This is a genomic window from Rhizobium sp. M10, from assembly GCF_002531955.1.
Lineage (GTDB): Bacteria > Pseudomonadota > Alphaproteobacteria > Rhizobiales > Rhizobiaceae > Rhizobium > Rhizobium etli_C.
In genome coordinates this window covers 286,333-302,827 of the sequence record NZ_NWTA01000003.1, presented here as the reverse complement: position 1 = coordinate 302,827, position 16,495 = coordinate 286,333, and the positions used below count along the sequence as shown (strand labels likewise).

20 protein-coding genes are annotated in these 16,495 nt (G+C 62.2%); 14 read left to right on the top strand and 6 right to left on the bottom strand.

The features are described 5' to 3' along the window. Positions 1–65: 65 nt before the first annotated feature. Both CO671_RS06760 and CO671_RS06755 read left to right on the top strand, forming a co-directional pair. Positions 66–266, top strand: coding sequence for a hypothetical protein (locus tag CO671_RS06760; RefSeq protein ID WP_077989321.1), 201 nt, complete (start codon positions 66–68; stop codon positions 264–266). A gap of 149 nt (positions 267–415) precedes the next feature. Next, positions 416–844 (top strand): L,D-transpeptidase, encoded by a 429-nt coding sequence (locus CO671_RS06755; RefSeq protein ID WP_077989320.1) that lies wholly within the window; start codon positions 416–418, stop codon positions 842–844. Between the two features lie 134 nt (positions 845–978). Here the strand turns inward: CO671_RS06755 and CO671_RS06750 are convergent, their stop codons facing one another. Continuing rightward, positions 979–1,698 carry a Crp/Fnr family transcriptional regulator gene (locus CO671_RS06750; RefSeq protein ID WP_077989426.1) on the bottom strand — a complete coding sequence of 240 codons (720 nt, stop codon included), beginning with the start codon at positions 1,696–1,698 and terminating at the stop codon, positions 979–981. Positions 1,699–2,065: 367 nt separating this feature from the next. Between CO671_RS06750 and CO671_RS06745 the strand changes: the two genes are divergently transcribed. The 7 genes from CO671_RS06745 (at position 2,066) to CO671_RS06715 (ending at position 8,436) form a co-directional block, all read left to right on the top strand. Further along, positions 2,066–2,344, top strand: a complete 279-nt coding sequence (locus CO671_RS06745) for an acyl carrier protein (RefSeq protein WP_003540486.1) — start codon at positions 2,066–2,068, stop codon at positions 2,342–2,344. Positions 2,345–2,460: 116 nt separating this feature from the next. Then, positions 2,461–2,943 carry a 3-hydroxyacyl-ACP dehydratase FabZ family protein gene (locus CO671_RS06740; protein ID WP_088673672.1) on the top strand — a complete coding sequence of 161 codons (483 nt, stop codon included), beginning with the start codon at positions 2,461–2,463 and terminating at the stop codon, positions 2,941–2,943. Continuing rightward, complete coding sequence (locus CO671_RS06735) at positions 2,940–4,145, top strand: beta-ketoacyl-ACP synthase (RefSeq protein ID WP_097605287.1); 1,206 nt, start codon at positions 2,940–2,942, stop codon at positions 4,143–4,145. The genes CO671_RS06740 and CO671_RS06735 overlap by 4 nt, the downstream gene beginning before the upstream one ends. A gap of 10 nt (positions 4,146–4,155) precedes the next feature. Next, positions 4,156–5,442: a beta-ketoacyl-ACP synthase gene (locus CO671_RS06730; RefSeq protein WP_097605286.1), complete on the top strand. Its 1,287-nt coding sequence runs from the start codon at positions 4,156–4,158 to the stop codon at positions 5,440–5,442. A 151-nt stretch (positions 5,443–5,593) separates the two neighbouring features. Beyond that, a complete protein-coding gene (locus tag CO671_RS06725) occupies positions 5,594–6,622 on the top strand; it encodes a zinc-binding dehydrogenase (protein WP_097605285.1) in 1,029 nt (342 codons plus the stop codon). Between the two features lie 6 nt (positions 6,623–6,628). Beyond that, on the top strand, positions 6,629–7,561 hold the full coding sequence (locus CO671_RS06720) for a lipid A biosynthesis lauroyl acyltransferase (RefSeq protein ID WP_097605284.1): 933 nt from the start codon (positions 6,629–6,631) through the stop codon (positions 7,559–7,561). A 185-nt stretch (positions 7,562–7,746) separates the two neighbouring features. After that, positions 7,747–8,436: a PAS domain-containing protein gene (locus CO671_RS06715; RefSeq protein ID WP_170964938.1), complete on the top strand. Its 690-nt coding sequence runs from the start codon at positions 7,747–7,749 to the stop codon at positions 8,434–8,436. A gap of 358 nt (positions 8,437–8,794) precedes the next feature. Here CO671_RS06715 and CO671_RS06700 read toward each other — a convergent pair whose 3' ends face one another. The 3 genes from CO671_RS06700 to CO671_RS06690 all read right to left on the bottom strand — a co-directional run bounded on the left by CO671_RS06700 (position 8,795) and on the right by CO671_RS06690 (position 10,414). After that, on the bottom strand, positions 8,795–9,154 hold the full coding sequence (locus CO671_RS06700; RefSeq protein WP_004669769.1) for a VOC family protein: 360 nt from the start codon (positions 9,152–9,154) through the stop codon (positions 8,795–8,797). After that, complete coding sequence (locus CO671_RS06695; protein WP_097605282.1) at positions 9,155–9,553, bottom strand: polyketide cyclase; 399 nt, start codon at positions 9,551–9,553, stop codon at positions 9,155–9,157. 69 nt (positions 9,554–9,622) lie between these two features. Continuing rightward, positions 9,623–10,414 carry a helix-turn-helix domain-containing protein gene (locus CO671_RS06690; protein WP_097605281.1) on the bottom strand — a complete coding sequence of 264 codons (792 nt, stop codon included), beginning with the start codon at positions 10,412–10,414 and terminating at the stop codon, positions 9,623–9,625. 209 nt (positions 10,415–10,623) lie between these two features. On the opposite strand from CO671_RS06690, the gene gndA reads away from it, so the two are divergent. Both gndA and CO671_RS06680 read left to right on the top strand, forming a co-directional pair. Next, positions 10,624–12,075 (top strand): NADP-dependent phosphogluconate dehydrogenase, encoded by a 1,452-nt coding sequence (gene gndA, locus CO671_RS06685; RefSeq protein WP_170964937.1) that lies wholly within the window; start codon positions 10,624–10,626, stop codon positions 12,073–12,075. An 85-nt stretch (positions 12,076–12,160) separates the two neighbouring features. After that, the gene (locus CO671_RS06680) at positions 12,161–12,925 is read left to right on the top strand and encodes a carbon-nitrogen hydrolase family protein (RefSeq protein ID WP_097605279.1); all 765 of its coding nucleotides are present in this window, start codon (positions 12,161–12,163) and stop codon (positions 12,923–12,925) included. Positions 12,926–12,998: 73 nt separating this feature from the next. On the opposite strand, the gene CO671_RS06675 is transcribed toward CO671_RS06680, so the two are convergent. Next, positions 12,999–13,376, bottom strand: a complete 378-nt coding sequence (locus tag CO671_RS06675; RefSeq protein ID WP_010026636.1) for a VOC family protein — start codon at positions 13,374–13,376, stop codon at positions 12,999–13,001. 236 nt (positions 13,377–13,612) lie between these two features. Here CO671_RS06675 and CO671_RS06670 point away from each other — a divergent pair, with 236 nt between their 5' ends. From CO671_RS06670 to CO671_RS06660, 3 genes are all read left to right on the top strand, one after another. Continuing rightward, on the top strand, positions 13,613–14,107 hold the full coding sequence (locus tag CO671_RS06670; RefSeq protein ID WP_097605278.1) for an N-acetyltransferase: 495 nt from the start codon (positions 13,613–13,615) through the stop codon (positions 14,105–14,107). A gap of 23 nt (positions 14,108–14,130) precedes the next feature. Continuing rightward, positions 14,131–14,640, top strand: a complete 510-nt coding sequence (locus CO671_RS06665; protein WP_097605277.1) for a GNAT family N-acetyltransferase — start codon at positions 14,131–14,133, stop codon at positions 14,638–14,640. A 93-nt stretch (positions 14,641–14,733) separates the two neighbouring features. Then, positions 14,734–15,351, top strand: coding sequence for a class I SAM-dependent methyltransferase (locus CO671_RS06660; RefSeq protein WP_010029777.1), 618 nt, complete (start codon positions 14,734–14,736; stop codon positions 15,349–15,351). Between the two features lie 36 nt (positions 15,352–15,387). On the opposite strand, the gene CO671_RS06655 is transcribed toward CO671_RS06660, so the two are convergent. Next, a complete protein-coding gene (locus CO671_RS06655) occupies positions 15,388–16,464 on the bottom strand; it encodes a D-alanine--D-alanine ligase family protein (protein ID WP_097605276.1) in 1,077 nt (358 codons plus the stop codon). Positions 16,465–16,495 lie beyond the last annotated feature (31 nt).

Below are 16,495 nucleotides of genomic sequence, written 5' to 3'. Positions count from 1 at the left end.
TGGACACTCCCGCCGCAAAGGTTTATGCGAAGCGCCTCCTATCTCCATCAAACCGGAAAAGAGCAATGACAGTCCAGGTTGAATTGCCGTGCCCGAAGTGCAAGAGCACCAAGATGAAATTCGAGCGCCCCGAGATCCGGGAGACCGACATCATCAGCTGCGCGGCGTGCGGCCATAATCTCGGGACGATGGCCTCGATCCGCGAGAAGATGAACAAGGCCTATCAGCAGCTCAAGCGGCCGTCGGCGGCGCGTAAGCTTCAGTGAACAAGCGCCGCCCCCTTGCGGCGTCTCTGTCACGCTTTCGCTCGTTAGAATTGTGATTACCATTCGGGTTAAAGCTATATAATAAGTATCGTCGTAGTCTCTCTGTCGTGAGGGCGCAATCAAACGCGCGGGTGCGAAGAGGGGTTATCATGAAGACGATTTTTGCGGCCGCGGCCGCAAGTTTATTGCTGCAGTTTTCTCCGGTTGTGGCTGAGGCAGCAACGCTGGTTGCCAATATCAGCATCGGCAAGCAGACGATGACCGTCACCGAGAACGGTTTCGTCAAGTATCGCTGGAAGGTTTCGACCGCGCGCAACGGTTATGTCACGCCGACCGGCTCGTGGAGCGCCAAATGGCTGTCACGCGATCACCGCTCCCGCAAATACGACAACGCGCCGATGCCTTACGCCGTATTTTTCAACGGTGGTTACGCCGTTCACGCCACCTTCGATCTGAAGCGTCTCGGCAGGCCGGCCTCGCATGGCTGTGTTCGCCTGCATCCCGACAATGCGGCGGAGTTCTTTTCGCTGGCGCGGCAGGCAGGTCTCGCCAATACCCGGGTGGTCATCACGCGCTGATCTGAACCTGAATTCGGCGTCCGATCTCGTTACGCGCCGATCCCGGATCTGCGCCTGACCTCGAATCGGCGCGCGATCCCGTTACGCGCTGATCCCGGATCAGCGCCTGAACCCGAATTCGGCGTCTGATCGCCTTACGCGCTGATCTTCTCCAGCTCATCCATATCCGGAACGACGATATGTCTGGAGTTCTCGATCAGGATGACACCCCGCTTGCGCAGTCTGGTCATCTGCCGGCTCACGGTTTCGATCGTCAGCCCGAGAAAATCGGCGATTTCGGCGCGCGACAGCGGCAGGTCGAAGGCGGCGCTGATGGCGGTCTGCGGCTCGGCATGGGTGGCGATGAGATGGAGCAGACTTGCGACCTTCTCCTCCGCCGTGCGGCGGCCGAGCGTCAGCATCCATTCGCGCGCCGCATCCAGCTCGTTGAGTGCCTGATCGTGCAGGCTGCGCTGCAGCTCCGGCGTCTCCGCTATCATGCGGTCGAGCAGGTTGCGCGGGAAGACACAGATTTCGGCATCGGTGGCCGCTTCGGCCGACAGCGTGCTTTCACGCACGAAGGGCCTGCCGACGAAATCGGGAGCGAACTGCAGGCCGACAATCTGCTGGCGCCCATCCGGCATCATCTTGCAGAGCTTGACCACGCCGCGCATGATGTTCGAGTAGAATGAGCTCTCCGAGCCTTGGGCAATGATCTCCGACCCGGCTTCGACCTTGCGGCGCAGGGAGTGGCGGTTTAGCTCCTTCAGCTGGGCGTTCGACAAGGCGCCGCAGACGACGCCGTGCCGCGCCTGGCAGGAGCGGCACGCGATGGGCGTGCCGGCCTCGAAAACCTCACTGCGTGCGATGTCCATGTCCTGATCCCTTCGAAAATCCGGCGCATGGCGAGACATGCCCGGACCGCGATCTCCATTTCTTCCAGCGCGGTTTGATGATTATCAAATGACCGGCGTCGCGATTTGATCCAGATCAAACTCAGATCCGGATGTTGGTCGCATCGAGCGCGTCACCTATTTGATTCGGACAGCCTCCCATCTCGCGCCGGGAGGGCCCTGCATCGCCTTTCGGGATTCGCGCAACACGCTGGAGCGTCCGGCACTCCATTGCTGTTTAGGCAACACCCGATTGCCAAATTGCCGCAACGCCCGGACGAAAGCATTGGCTTTTGAAATGGATTTGCCTATGAGGGGGTTTAAATCGTCATTTCATGAGGTACAGCGCGTGACCGCTACATTCGATAAAGTTGCCGACATTATTGCAGAAACCAGCGAGATCGATCGTGCCACGATCACGCCGGAGAGCCATACGATCGACGACCTCGGTATCGACAGCCTCGATTTCCTCGACATCGTCTTTGCGATCGACAAGGAATTCGGCATCAAGATCCCGCTCGAAAAGTGGACGCAGGAAGTCAACGAAGGCAAGGTTTCCACCGAAGAATATTTCGTGCTGAAGAACCTCTGTGCCAAGATTGACGAGCTCAAAGCAGCCAAGGCCTGAGCACATATCAGTCTTTTTTGAACGCCCTGCCGCCCTTGATATGGCGGCCGGGCGGTTTCGTTCCTAAGTAGGCGTCACCGGCGGGCGGATTTTGCCCGTCGGGCCGGAGGATCCGAATGCTGCTGGAATATTTCCAGATGATTGACCGCGTCGAAGCGGTGGACCTGAAGAAGGGCACGCTTGCGGCGCGATCCGTCGTGCCGGCCAAAAGCCCCGTTTTCGAAGGCCATTTTCCCGGCATGCCGCTCGTTCCCGGCGTGCTTTTGATCGAGACCATGGCGCAGGCCTCCGGCATGCTGGTGCTTGCAGCCACCAATTTCGCCGCCATGCCCTTCCTGATGTCGGTTGACGGCGCCAAGATGCGCACCTTCGTCGAGCCGGAAGCCGTGCTCGATATCGAGGCGGTGCTGGAGCACGACGGTTCCGGTTTCGCGGTCACCAAGGCCAAGATCACCAGCGGCGGCAAGAAGGTCTGCGATGCGCAGCTGAAACTGCGCACTATGCCCTTCAGCGAGGTGCCGCTCGGCGATATCGTGAAAAAACGCGCCGGCGAAGTCGGGCTTCTCGAAGCGATCGCAGCGCAGGGAGTGATTGGATGAGCAAGGCTGCAAACGACGTCGTCATTTCGGGCGTCGGCATCGTTACCTGTCAGGGCGTCGGCAAGGAGGCGCATATCGCGCTGCTTTCGGCCGAAGGCGCGCCGAATACGGTGGTCGAGACCGAGAAGTTCAAACCCTATCCGGTGCATCCGCTGCCCGAGATCGACTGGTCGCAGCAGATCGCCAAGCGCGGCGACCAGCGCCAGATGGAAAACTGGCAGCGCATCGGCGTCTTCGCCGCAGGGCTTGCGCTCGACGATGCCGGCTTCAAGGACAATATCGAGGCCTGCGGCACGATGGACATGATCGTGGCGGCCGGCGGCGGCGAGCGCGACATCAATGTCGATACGCTGATCGTCGACGAGGGCCTGAAGCGCAACGACCGCGAGCTGCTGCTCAACGAGAAGCTGACGACGGAGCTCAGGCCGACGCTGTTCCTGGCGCAGCTTTCCAACCTGCTGGCCGGCAACATCTCCATCGTTCACAAGGTGACCGGCTCCTCGCGCACCTTCATGGGCGAGGAAGCTTCAGGCGTTTCCGCCGTCGAGACGGCCTTCTGGCGCATCCGGTCCGGTGAATCCACCCACGCACTCGTCGGCGGCGCCTTTGCTGCCGAACGTCCCGACATGATCCTGCTCACTGAAGCGATCGGCGCGCATACGCGCGACGAATGGGCGCCGCTCTGGTCGCGCTCCGGCCTCGAAGGCGGCGGTATGATCACTGGTTCGGCCGGCGCCTTCCTGGTGCTGGAATCGCGCAAGCATGCGGAAGAGCGCGGCGCGCATATCTATGCGACGATCAGCGCTGTCGAAGGCGACCGCGGCAGCCGTAGCGGCGGCAATTTCGAACTGCGCATGGAGCGGCTGCTGAAGCCTGCCGCCGAGCTGCCGCCAGAGGCGACGGCGATCTTCTCCGGCTCGACCGGCATGCATGAAATCGCCGCCCGCGAAAAGGCGGTGCTGGAACATCAGCTTCCCGGCGCTGCGATCCGCGGTTTCGGCGGCGTTTCCGGTCACACGATCGAGGCGCATTTCCCGCTGGGACTGGCGCTCGCAGCCCTTGCCATCGATACCAAGGCCAAGGTTCCGCCCTTCGACGCTGCTCATGAAGCGCCGATGAAGGCGGGCACGAAAGCCGCCGTCGTAACGACAGTCGGACACCAGCGCGGCGAGGGCGTCGCCGTTCTTTCCGCAGAGGCGTGAGGAGAGAGATATGACAGCTTCCGCTTACAAGGATCATCTCGGCCGGCCGATCGTCGCAGTGACGGGCATGGGCATCATCACGTCGCTGGGCCAGGGCCTGAAGGACAACTGGGCGGCCCTTTCTTCCGGCACCTCGGGTATCCACGCGATCAACCGCTTTCCGACCGAAGGCCTGTCGACACGGATCGCCGGCACGGTCGATTTCATAGAAATTCCGGTGCCGAACGCCGTCGAGCGCTCCTATGCCTTTGCGCGCGAGACGACCATCGAGGCGCTGGCCGATGCCGGTATTTCAGGCGATTTCAACGGCCCGCTGTTTCTTGCCGCGCCGCCGATCGAGCCCGAATGGAGCGCCCGTTTCGAACTTGCCGACCGTTCGCCGGCTGCCGACCATCCCGGTGATGCCTATGAGCGCTTCCTGACGGCGCTGCGCCAGCGGCCCGACCCGGCGTTCCACGAGGCGGCACTCTTCGGCGCGATTTCCGAGCGCCTCGCCGACCGGTTCGGCACGCGCGGCCTGCCGGTGACCTTGTCGACGGCCTGTGCTTCCGGTGTGACCGCGATCCAGCTCGGCATCGAGGCGATCCGCCAGGGCCGGACCGACCGCGCGCTGACCGTCGCGACGGATGGATCGCTCAGCGCCGAAGCGCTGATCCGCTTCTCGCTGCTGTCGGCCCTTTCGACGCAGAACGATCCGCCGACCAAGGCCTCCAAGCCGTTCAGCAAGGATCGCGACGGCTTCGTCATCGCCGAGGGTGCGGCGACGCTGGTGCTGGAATCGCTGGAATCGGCGGTTGCCCGCGGCGCCAAGGTGCTCGGCATCATGAAGGGCGCCGGCGACAAGGCCGACAGCTTTCACCGCACGCGGTCGTCGCCCGACGGCGGCCCGGCGATCGCGACGATCCGCGCGGCCCTTGCCGATGCCGGCATGAGCGAGGCCGATATCGGCTATATCAACGCGCACGGCACATCGACGCCTGAAAACGACAAGATGGAATATGGCTCGATGTCCGCCGTCTTCGGCGAGAAGCTGATCGGCATTCCGGTGTCGTCCAACAAATCGATGATCGGCCATACGCTGACGGCGGCGGGTGCGGTCGAGGCCGTGTTCTCGCTGCAGACGATGCTGACCGGCACGCTGCCGCCGACGATCAACTACAACAATCCGGATCCGTCGATCGTGCTCGATGTCGTGCCGAACAAGAAGCGGGAAGCCCAGGTTTCGGCCGTGCTTTCCAACTCCTTCGGCTTCGGCGGGCAGAATGCCAGCCTTGTCATGGCGCTCGAACCGGCTTAGAGACCCTCCTTGATTTTGGAACGAAGTGGTTTTTGACGTCATCCTCGGGCTTGTCCCGAGGATCTACTTGCGTCACTCAATGACCGTTGGCAGATGCTCGGGACAAGCCCGAGCATGACGACGATCCACGTAGAAGAAAGAACTATATATCATGCGCGCGCTGCAACTGATCGATGACCGCAAGCTTGAGATCACCGACCTGCCGGAACCGGATGCACCGGCAGCCGGCGAAGTGACGCTGCGCGTCAAGGCAGTTGCGCTCAATCACATCGATGTCTGGGGCTGGCGCGGCATGGCATTCGCCAAGCGCAAGATGCCGCTCGTCATCGGCGCAGAAGCCTCCGGCGTCGTCGAAGCCATCGGCCCTGGCGTCGCCAACGTGCTGCCGGGGCAGCTGGTCTCGATCTATGGCGCGCGTACGTGCGGCCTCTGCCGCCCGTGCCGCGAAGGCCACGATAATCTCTGCGAACATGTTTCCGGCGTGCACGGTTTCCATCTCGACGGTTTCGCGCAGGAGAAGGTCAATCTGCCGGCGCGCCTGCTCGTTCCGGCTCCTCCCGGCGTCGACGCCATTGGTGCGGCGCTTGCGCCCGTCACCTTCGGCACGGTCGAGCACATGTTGTTCGACAATGCCAAGCTCGAGCCCGGCGAAACGATCCTCGTCCATGCCGGCGGCTCCGGCATCGGCACGGCGGCGATCCAGCTTGCCAAGAAGATCGGCTGCACCGTCATCACCACCGTCGGCTCCGACGATAAGATCGAGAAGGCCAAGGCACTCGGCGCCGATCACGTCATCAACTACCGCACCGACCGCTTCGAAGGCGTCGTGCGCAAGCTCACCAAGAAGAAGGGCGTCGACGTCGTCTTCGAACATGTGGGCAAGGATACCTGGGCCGGTTCGATGCTCTGCATGAAGCGCGGCGGGCGTCTCGTCACCTGCGGCTCGACCTCCGGCGTTTCCACCGAGATGAACCTGATGATGCTGTTCCAGCAGCAATTGAAGCTGCTCGGCTCCTTCGGCTGCCGCATGGAAAACATGGCGGATGCGATGCAGAAGATGGGCCGCGGGCTCGTCCATCCGGTCATCGACACCGAAGTCGGCTTCATCGATATCGACCGGGCGCTGGAGCGGATGGAATCGCGCCAGATCTTCGGCAAGATCATCCTGAAGATGGATTGAGCGAACGTGAAGCTGATCATCACCCGGATCGTCCTGGCGCTCAGGAATTTCCAGCAATGGCTGGTGGCGCAGGTGATGTTCGGCTTCCTGAATTTCCTGAAGCTGTTCCCTGCCGATGGCGCGATCCGCTTCGCCGACCGGATGATGCGCCGCCTCGGCCGGCGGACCCGCCGCCACAGGCTGATGCTGACCAATCTGCGCAACGCCTTTCCCGAGAAGAGCGAGGCCGAGATCGAGGAGATCGCGCTCGCCAGCTGGGGCAATATGGGAAGGCTTGCGGCCGAATACGTCTTCCTCGATCAGCTGTTCGACTATGATCCCGAAAAGTCGGAGCCGGGCAGGGTGGAGGTGTCGGGCATTCCGATCTTCCTCGACCTGCGCGACAATCCCCGCCCCTTCATCGTGTTCACGGGCCATACCGCCAATTTCGAGCTGCTGCCGGTGGCGGGTGCGGCCTTCGGGCTGACGGTGACCGTGCTTTTCCGGCCGCCGAACAACCCTTACGTCGCCAAGAAGGTGTTCGACTTCCGCAGCGCCCGCATGGGCAAGCTGGTGCCGTCTCATGCCGGTTCCTCCTTCGCGCTCGCGCGCCAGCTGGAGGCGGGCCAGGGTGTGGGCGTGCTCGTCGACCAGAAATTCGGCAAGGGGCTGAAGGGCACGTTCTTCGGCCGCGAGGTGAAGACCAATCCGCTGCTGCCGAAGCTGGTGCGCCAGTTCGATTGCGAGGTCTATCCGGCGCGCTGCATTCGTCTGCCGGGAAACCGCTACCGCCTGGAAATCGAACCGCGACTCGATATGCCGCGCGACGAAAAAGGCAATCTCGACCTGCCGGCGGCGGCCCAGCTGCTCAACGACAAGGTGGAGAGCTGGGTGAGGGAATATCCGGAACAGTGGCTCTGGTATCACGACCGCTGGCAGATCAAGAAGACGCTCGCGTAAGAAGGTCCCACCCCCCATTTATCAGCGGTGAAAAGCGGCAGGTGCTCTCGGATTGAAACCGAGTACACTTCATGTTACCCGTCACCACCAGGGCGCGAGTAAAGTCTACCGTAAGGCGCATTTTCGCAGATGCAGCCATATCGGTTATGGACACGCCGCTTGGGACAATGGGAGTGAGAGGCGTCTTGCTGGAGCTATTTAGAGCCTTTTCCTTGCGTTACGCGCAAATAGAGGAAGCCATACGCCTCGGCGACGATCAGCGCGTCATGTCGCTCGACCGGCATGTCGAGCCGCTGGTCGAGGCGATCCTGGCATGCAAGGCAGCCAATCTGCTGGAAGTGTATATGCAACTGCAGTTCGTCAGCCATCTCATCGCCCGGGATGCCGACGACAGCGCCAGCGTCCGAGAACACGCGACGGTGCTGTCCTACCTGCTTGACCGGTATTTCGGCACTCATGGGCCGGACTGGCGCGTGCCTTCACCGCAGGATGTGCGCATTGAGCCGCCGGCAGCCTATGTGCCCGACACCGACAACGGCCAGTTTCTCAATGCGGCGATCCTCGAAAGCCTGCCGGATCGGGTAGCGGTGCTGACCAGGGATTATCGCTATCTCTATTCCAATGCGGCCAACAGCGCCCATCTTAACAGAAAGCCGATGGACCTTATCGGCCGCCATATTTCCGAATTCATCGGCGAACAACGCTTTGCCGGATGCGCTAAACATAAGCTGGATGCCTGCTTTGCCGGCGAGCAGATCGACTACACTTATGAGCGGGCGACCGGCGACGCATCGCGGCAGGTGCGCTGTCGCATGTCGCCGCTGCGCGATGCAGGCGGCACGGTGATCGGCGCTCTGATCGTGATGGATCAGTAGAGCCTTTCCTGGTTAGATTGAAGCATTTTGCCGGAGGAGGTTTTCGTCAGGGCAGAGGCGATTGGCGAAGGGCATACCTCATGGTACGTCCGAGCCGATCGCCTCTGCCCTGACGGAAAGATGCCCGGCCCACCGGCCGCACCGCTTCGCCATGGCGAAGCGATCAGTGCGTCCGGCGATTTTCAGTCTTGCAGATTTGCCTGGCAAATCTGCGGGAAGGTTGGCTGAAACGGGCCGCCTGATCGACCGGCCGGCTTGGCCGTAGAACTGGGCTACGACGTGCGCCGGCCGGTCGACCATCCGACTCCGTTTGAGCCAACAGAATGCTTCAATCTAACCAGGAAAGGCTCTAATCCGATCAGGCAGTCGCCCAGACGGCGAGCTCATAACCGTCTCGATCAAGGAAATGGAAGCGGCGGCCGCCGGGAAAGTCGGTGATCGGCCGGCAGATCGTGCCGCCGGCCCTTTCCACCGACGTCAACACCTCCTCCAGGTCATTGGCATAGACGACAACAAGCGGGCCGCCCGGGCGCACGGGTCCGAAATCGGTGAAGCCGCCCTTTAGACGGCCGTCGTCGAATTCGCAATAGTTTGGCCCGTAATCGGTGAAACGCCAGCCGAAGGCCGAGCCGTAAAAGGCTTTTGCGGCGGCAATGTCGGCGACGTTGAACTCGACATAATCGATGCGGCGATCGTGGTTTTCTGACTTATCGGCCATCTATCTCTCCATCAGGGCTTTCAGCATGGCGAGGTCCTTCTCGACATGGGCGGCATCGGCGGAAAACTGCGCGTCGGTCATGCCGGGCAGACGCAGCAGCGTAAACATGATCTCGCAACCATCGCCGTTCGGCACGATGCGCAACGCATTATAGACCCTGAGACCGGATTCGATCGTCACCGTATGGTCGATCACGCCGAATTCATTGGCCGGCACGAAGCTCACCTTGATGGCGCCGAGAGGGCCATGGGCGACCCAGTCGGCGCCGTTGGGCTCGAGACCGGTCGCAAGGCCTGAGGCCCAGAGCGGCATATTTTCCGGCTTGCCGGCGAAGTCATAGACGTCGCGCCAGTCACGCTCGATCGATTGGTGGATGATTTTTGCGGGCATAGTCGACATGGCTTGCAGGTCCTTGATAGTGGCCGAGCGAGAGTAACAGCCCGACCCGAGGCGTCTTGAACAAAACGGTCAGCCCGGCAGTTCCCGCGCGTTGAGCTGATCGCAAATGACCGCGGGCGTCAGGCATGAGAGTTCGCCGACCTCGCGCGTCATGTGGGCCTGATCGGCAAAACCCGCTTCGAGCGCAAGATGGGCCAGCGGCATCGCGTGCGATCTGCGGCAGAGATCGAGGAAACGCTGGAACCGGCGGATGCGTTCCAGCGTCTTGGCGCCGTAGCCGAAATGCTGGTGGCAGCGGCGGCGCAGCTGTCTTTCGCTGATGTCGAGCCGGTGGGGCAGGCTGGACGGGGAGCAGCCGCTTTCGGCGGCGGCAAAAATCACCGCGGCGTCGGGGGCGGGCTCCTCCTCTTCGCGCGCGGCTTCTTCGAGCAGTCGGGCGAACAACGCCATCGCGTCCGCAGCGTCGCGACAATCTGCCAGCCGCGCCTCAAACTCGGCCGTGCCCTTCCGGCCGATGTCGCTGAGCCGCACCGAGCAGCCGACCAGCGCCGAGAGCGGCGTCTTCAGCCAGGGTGCGGCGGCGCCGGGTGCAAACCGCGCACCAATGACGGTTGTGCCCGGTCGGATAAGGGGAAAAGCCGCCGTTCTGTCAGGCCCGGCAACGACCAGTCGGCCACCGATCCAGAGCAGATCGCAATAGCCGTCCGGCACGATCGCCACCGTTGCCGGTGGACCGTCGTGAAGCGAATTCGACCAGAGCCGACTGAAATGGCGCCGCAACGGCGGCGGCGGCGCATATTCGCGATAGCGGCCGGCGCGGGCCGCCAGGAGAATTCCACCGTTTCGTTTTTCCGATGCCACGCACTATCTCCCGAAAGACCTATGATAGCATGAGATAGGGCATTGCGGATGCGCTACGGGCGGGTCACGCCACATCGCTGCTTGCCGATCAGATGGCAGGTTGTCGGACAAGCGGGCACGGCGAGCTTCATTTCATTGGCTTTTGCGAACCGATTAGACCCTTGGCAGACTTGCCGTTTGAGCGAGACAGTGCCACAACACCGGTCCAAATGACACATCGGAGGTTTGTCGTGGAAAAGGCAGAAATCGGACTGATCGGCCTTGCGGTCATGGGCTCCAACCTGGCGCTCAACATCGCGGAGAAAGGCAATAAAATTGCGGTGTTCAACCGCACGCCTGAGAAAACCGACGAATTCTACGAAAGCGCCGGCGATCTGAAAAAGCAGATCATTCCCTGCAAGACCATCGAAGAGTTCGTTGACGCGATCCGGCCGCCGCGGCCGATCATCATCATGATCAAGGCAGGGGATGCCGTCGACCAGCAGATGGAGGCGCTGCGCCCGCACCTCTCCAAGGGCGACATCATGATCGATGCCGGCAACGCCAATTTCCGCGACACCGTCGCCCGCTTCGACCGCCTCAAGGATACCGAACTCACCTTCATCGGCATGGGTGTTTCCGGCGGCGAGGAAGGTGCGCGTCATGGTCCGTCGATCATGGTCGGCGGCACCGAGGAATCCTGGAAGCGCGTCGAGAAGGTGCTGACCTCGATTGCCGCCCGCTACAATGACGAGCCCTGCGTCGCCTGGCTCGGCAATGACGGCGCCGGCCATTTCGTCAAAACCATTCATAACGGCATCGAATATGCCGACATGCAGATGATCGCCGAAATCTACGGCATCCTGCGGGACGGCCTCGGCAAGAGTGCCTCCGACATCTCCGGCATCTTCGGGGAATGGAACAAGGGCCGGCTGAACTCCTACCTGATCGAGATTTCCGAGAAGGTGCTTGCGGCGACCGATCCGGTTTCCGGCGGCCCGATGGTCGATATGATCCTCGACAAGGCCGGCCAGAAGGGTACGGGCAAATGGTCGGCGATCGAAGCGCAGAACATGGGCATTCCGGCAACGGCGATCGAAGCCGCTGTAGCCGCCCGCAGCCTCTCCTCGATGAAGTCGCAGCGCGAAGCGGCGGAAAAGATCTTCGGCACGCAGGCCGTTTCTTTCCCGATCGCTTACGGTCCTGAGCTGAACAAGGATCTGGAGCTGGCGCTCTTTGCCGCCAAGATCGGCGCCTATGCCCAGGGCTTCGCGGTGATGGCGGAAGCCTCGCGCGAGTTCAACTGGTCGCTGCCGATGCCGACCATTGCCCGGATCTGGCGCGCCGGCTGCATCATCCGTTCGCAGTTCCTCGACGAGATCACCTCGGCCTTCACCAAGGCGCCGGACGCTGCGAACCTCATCGTCACGCCCGCCTTCTCCGAGATGGTCAAGGAATCGATCCCGGCGCTGCGCCGCGTCGTTGCCGCCGCCATCTCCGCCGGCCTGCCGGTGCCGGCGCTGACCTCGGCACTCACCTATTTCGACGCCTACCGCCAGGGCAGGGGAACAGCGAACCTCATCCAGGCCCAGCGCGATTTCTTCGGCGCCCACGGCTTCGACCGCCTGGACGGCAAGGATTTCCACCACGGCCCCTGGGGCAGCGGTGCGGCGACCTTCTGAGGTTTGCCGAGAAGAGATCGAGGAAGAGCCCGGCCGTTGCGTCGGGCTTTTTCGTGGTTCGCGGGCGTGATACACGGAGATCAAAGTGAGGAGCGTTCGGATAGCCGCCGCGCAGACGCCCGAATTTCGGGAGGATGTCGAGGCCGCTCTCGATCATGCCATCGGGGTTGCGGCGCGTGCTGAGGCCGACGGCGCGGCCTTGCTGCTCTTTCCTGAAGGGTTCTTGCAGGGCTACCTGACCGATGAAGCATCGGCGCGTCGTGTTGCCTTCGACCTTGCGTCCGCTGAATTCGCTGCGGTTCTCGATCGGTTTCCGAAGTCGGGACCTGTGTTGGTCATGGGGCTGATCGAGATCGAGGAGGGGCGACTGTTCAATACAGCGGTCGTAGTCGAGCAGGGCGTTCTCATCGGTCGCTATCGGAAGGCGCACCTGCTGAGCGGTGAACAGGCCTTCGAGGCAGGAAAAGAAAGTCCGCATTTTGCGATCGGCGACCTGCGCTACGGGATAAACATCTGCTACGACACCAACTTTCCAGAAGCGGCGCAAAAGATCGCGGCGCTCGGCGCGTCGTTGATCTTATGCCTGTCCAACAACATGATGCCACGCGAGAAGGCGGATATATTCAAGCGGCTGCATAATGCCGTTCGCGGTGAAAGATGCCGCGAGACAGGCCTGTGGCTGATATCGTCCGACGTAACGGGCGAGCGCGACGGGCGCATCGCATGGGGACCGACGGCCGTGCTGAACCGGCAAGGGCAGGTCGTGGCGCAGCTCCCGCTGGAGGAGCCCGGCTTACTGCTCTTCGACTTTCCCTGCGGTGGACAAGAGGCAGGTGCTCGACCCAAATGACGAACACTGCGGAATTCGGGAATTTGCGAAAGTTGGATGGGGACGGTATCCCCACCCATTTCTCATGGCTGGCTTAGATCGGTTGACCGACGTCGATGCGGTTGCCGTCGGGGTCTTCAAACACAAAGGCCCGCAATCCGTAGTCCTTGTCCTGAAGGCTTTTGATGATCCTCAGCCCATATTGTCGGCAAAGCGCATGCAGGGCGTCGACATCGTCGACCATCAAATGCGCGACATTGAAGTCCGCAGCCTTGTGGTTCGGCTGCAAGGTGAGATGCAGCTCGCCCTGATCGCGCTTCAGGATCATAAAGCCGACAGGATTTCCGTTCTCGAATATTTTCTTGAAGCCGAGGACATTGGCGTAAAAGTCGTAGGCCTTGGTCATGTCCTTGACCGGCAGCATGGCGGCAATTCGTCCGAAACGAACACCGTGATCGGCGATATCATTCATCGCAGAACCTCTGATTGCGAAGACGCACACAGCCTCCGGACGGTGCCGGCGGAGATGTTACGCTCCGATGTTTCGATCAGCAGGACGGTGCCCACGGGCCTCAGTCTATATCCTCGGAAAATCTCCGGCGGAAGAGGGCAACGGATTCCCGCAGGATTCTCTCGGATCTACGACATTTCGTTTCAATGGGATAAGACACTGCTTGCGCGAGACAACACGCCTGGGAATTGACAAAGATGCTCATCCGAATCGAGACGCCTGATGATATCGACGCGATCCATGATCTGACATCGATTGCTTTTGAGCCGATGGCTTACAGCGACGGCACGGAAGCGGCGATCATTCGAAGGCTTCGCGCCAGCGGCGATCTGACGGTGTCGCTGGTTGCCGAAGAGGACGGCGAGATTCTCGGGCATGTGGCGTTTTCGCCGGTAACGATCGACGGCGTCCATGCGGGTTGGTTCGGGCTGGGTCCGATATCGGTCAAGCCGGACAGGCAGCGGCAGGGTATCGGCAAGGCGCTGATCGCCAGGGGGCTGGAATTGCTGGAGGAGATGGGCGCGAGCGGATGCGCGCTGATCGGCAATCCCGACGTCTATCGCGGCGTGGGCTTCAGCAGCGACGGGAGACTCAGCTATCACGATCTCGATACGCGGCTCGTCCAGCACATTGTCCTCCACGGGCCGGCGCCGAGCGGTATGCTGCGGTTCGCTCCGGCGTTCGAAAGCTAGATGTTCAGCAGAAAGGCGATGACATGTCCGGAACCGGCGCGATCACTCTCCGAACCGAGCGGCTGATTCTCCGGAAGCCCGAGATCGACGATTTCGAAGCCTATGCGCGGCTGATGGCTTCGCCGCGGTCCGCCGGAATGGGCGGCTCGTTCGATCTCAGGGCCGCCTGGGGGATGTTCTGCCACGACGTGGCGCTCTGGCAGCTTTTCGGGCATGGGGCTTTGATGATCGACCTTGCCGAGGGCGGCGAGTGCGTCGGTCAGGTGGGGATCAATCATGGGCCGCTCTTTCCTGAGAAGGAACTGGGGTGGTTCGTCTATGAGGGCCATGAGGGCAGGGGTTATGCGACCGAGGCGGCCCTGGCTCTCAGGAACTGGGCCTTTTCGACGCTTAAGCTGCCGTCGCTCGTCAGCTATATCGCTCCCGGCAATGCCGCATCCGTTGCCGTTGCCGAACGGCTGGGGGCACGTCTCGACCCCACGGCGCCCCGAACCGATCCTGCCGATCTCGTCTATCGTCACTCGGCTTCGTGAGATCAGTTTCGCAGGCGTAAGACGGTTGACAGACGTCTCAATCCTTACATCTTGATAGGTCAGGATCGGGCTCTGCAAGAGATGGGGTGCCGGATGACAGACGCGAAACGGGAACATTGGGACGAGGTCTATCGCACGAAAGCGGCCGACAGCGTCAGCTGGTATCAGCCGACGCCGGGGCCTTCGTTACATGTGCTCGATGAGCTGCAACTGCCGGCCACAGCTTCGCTGATCGATGTGGGGGGCGGGGCATCGAGCCTTGTCGACCGTCTCGTCGAGCGCGGCTGGTCCGATCTCACCGTGCTCGATATCGCCGCGCCGGCGCTCGACGTCGCCAAGGCGCGGCTCGGCGGCGAAGCCGTTCGAATCACCTGGTTGGTTGCCGACGTCACCGCATGGAAACCTGACCGCGGGTACGATGTATGGCACGACCGGGCCGTTTTTCACTTCTTGACCGAGCCCGGGCAGCGGCTCGCCTATCGCCATGCGCTCGAAGCCGGCACGGCGCCGGGCAGCGTCGTGATCATCGCGACCTTCGCGCCGGACGGGCCGGAACGGTGCAGTGGCCTGCCGGTCCATCGTTACGACGCGGCAGCGCTTGCGACCGAATTTTCCTCCGCCTTCGCGCTCGAACGCGACTGGCGCGAGGCGCACACGACACCCGGCGGCGGCCGGCAGTCCTTTCAGTGGTGCGTCTTTCGCCGACGGTAAGGTTTACCTCGCCGACATCCGCTGTCCGACATTGCCTCAGGCAGCCCGGCCGGCGCGCGCCATGCCATGCTCCACCAGCCGGTCGATGACTTCGGCATAGCTGACGCCGCTTGCCGCCATCGCCTTGGAATACATGCTGATATCGGTGAAGCCGGGGATGGTGTTGAGCTCATTGATGACGAAGCGCATGTCCGAGGTCAGGAAGAAATCGACGCGCGCCATCCCATCGCAGCCGACGGCCCGGAAGGCTTCTGCCGCTGCGTCGCGCATGGCGGCCTCGACCTCGGGCGGCAGCTCGGCCGGCACCTTCAGCGCCGCGCCCGTCTCGTCGATGTATTTCGCGTCGTAACTGTAGAAGCCGTGGCTTTCCGCCGGGACGATTTCGCCGGGGCGTGAAACGAAAAGCTTTCCGGCCGCATCCTCCAGCACGCTGAATTCGATCTCGCGGCCGGCAATGAATTCCTCGGCGAGCAGGGTGCGATCGTGGCGGAAGGCTTCTGCAAGAGCGCCTGCGAATTCCTGGCTGGCATGGACCTTGGCGACGCCGACCGACGATCCCTGGCGCACCGGCTTGATGAACAGCGGCAGGCCGAGTTCGCCCTCGAGCGCTGCGAGCGACGGGGTCGTTCCTTCATGGATCGTTACGGCGCGGGCGACCGGCAGGCCGGCCGCCCTGAGCAGCCGCTTGGCGATCTCTTTATCGAGCGCTGCGGCAGAACCGAGGATGCCGCAGCCTGCAAGCGGCACACGCGCCACCTGCGCCACACCCTGTACCGATCCGTCTTCGCCATGGAGGCCGTGCAGCACGGGAAACAGCATGTCGATCGCCGCCAACTCATGCGGTGCGCCATTGGCGGGGATTGCCATCACCCGGCCGCAGCCGCCCGGCACGAGGCAGATTTCCGTGCCCGATGAAGGTGTCGCCAAGGCGCCGTCCACGAAGCTGCTCGTGAGCCACCGACCCTCGCGGGTGATGAAAATCGGAAAGGCGTCATACTTTTCAGGCTTGAGCGCACCCATGACGTTGGTTGCCGAGAGCACGGACACCTCGTGCTCTGCCGAGCGGCCGCCGAAAAGCACGGCGATGCGCAGCCTGTTGGGGGAAGGGGTCATGCAAGCCTCCGGAAGGATCGGGTTTTGAAGG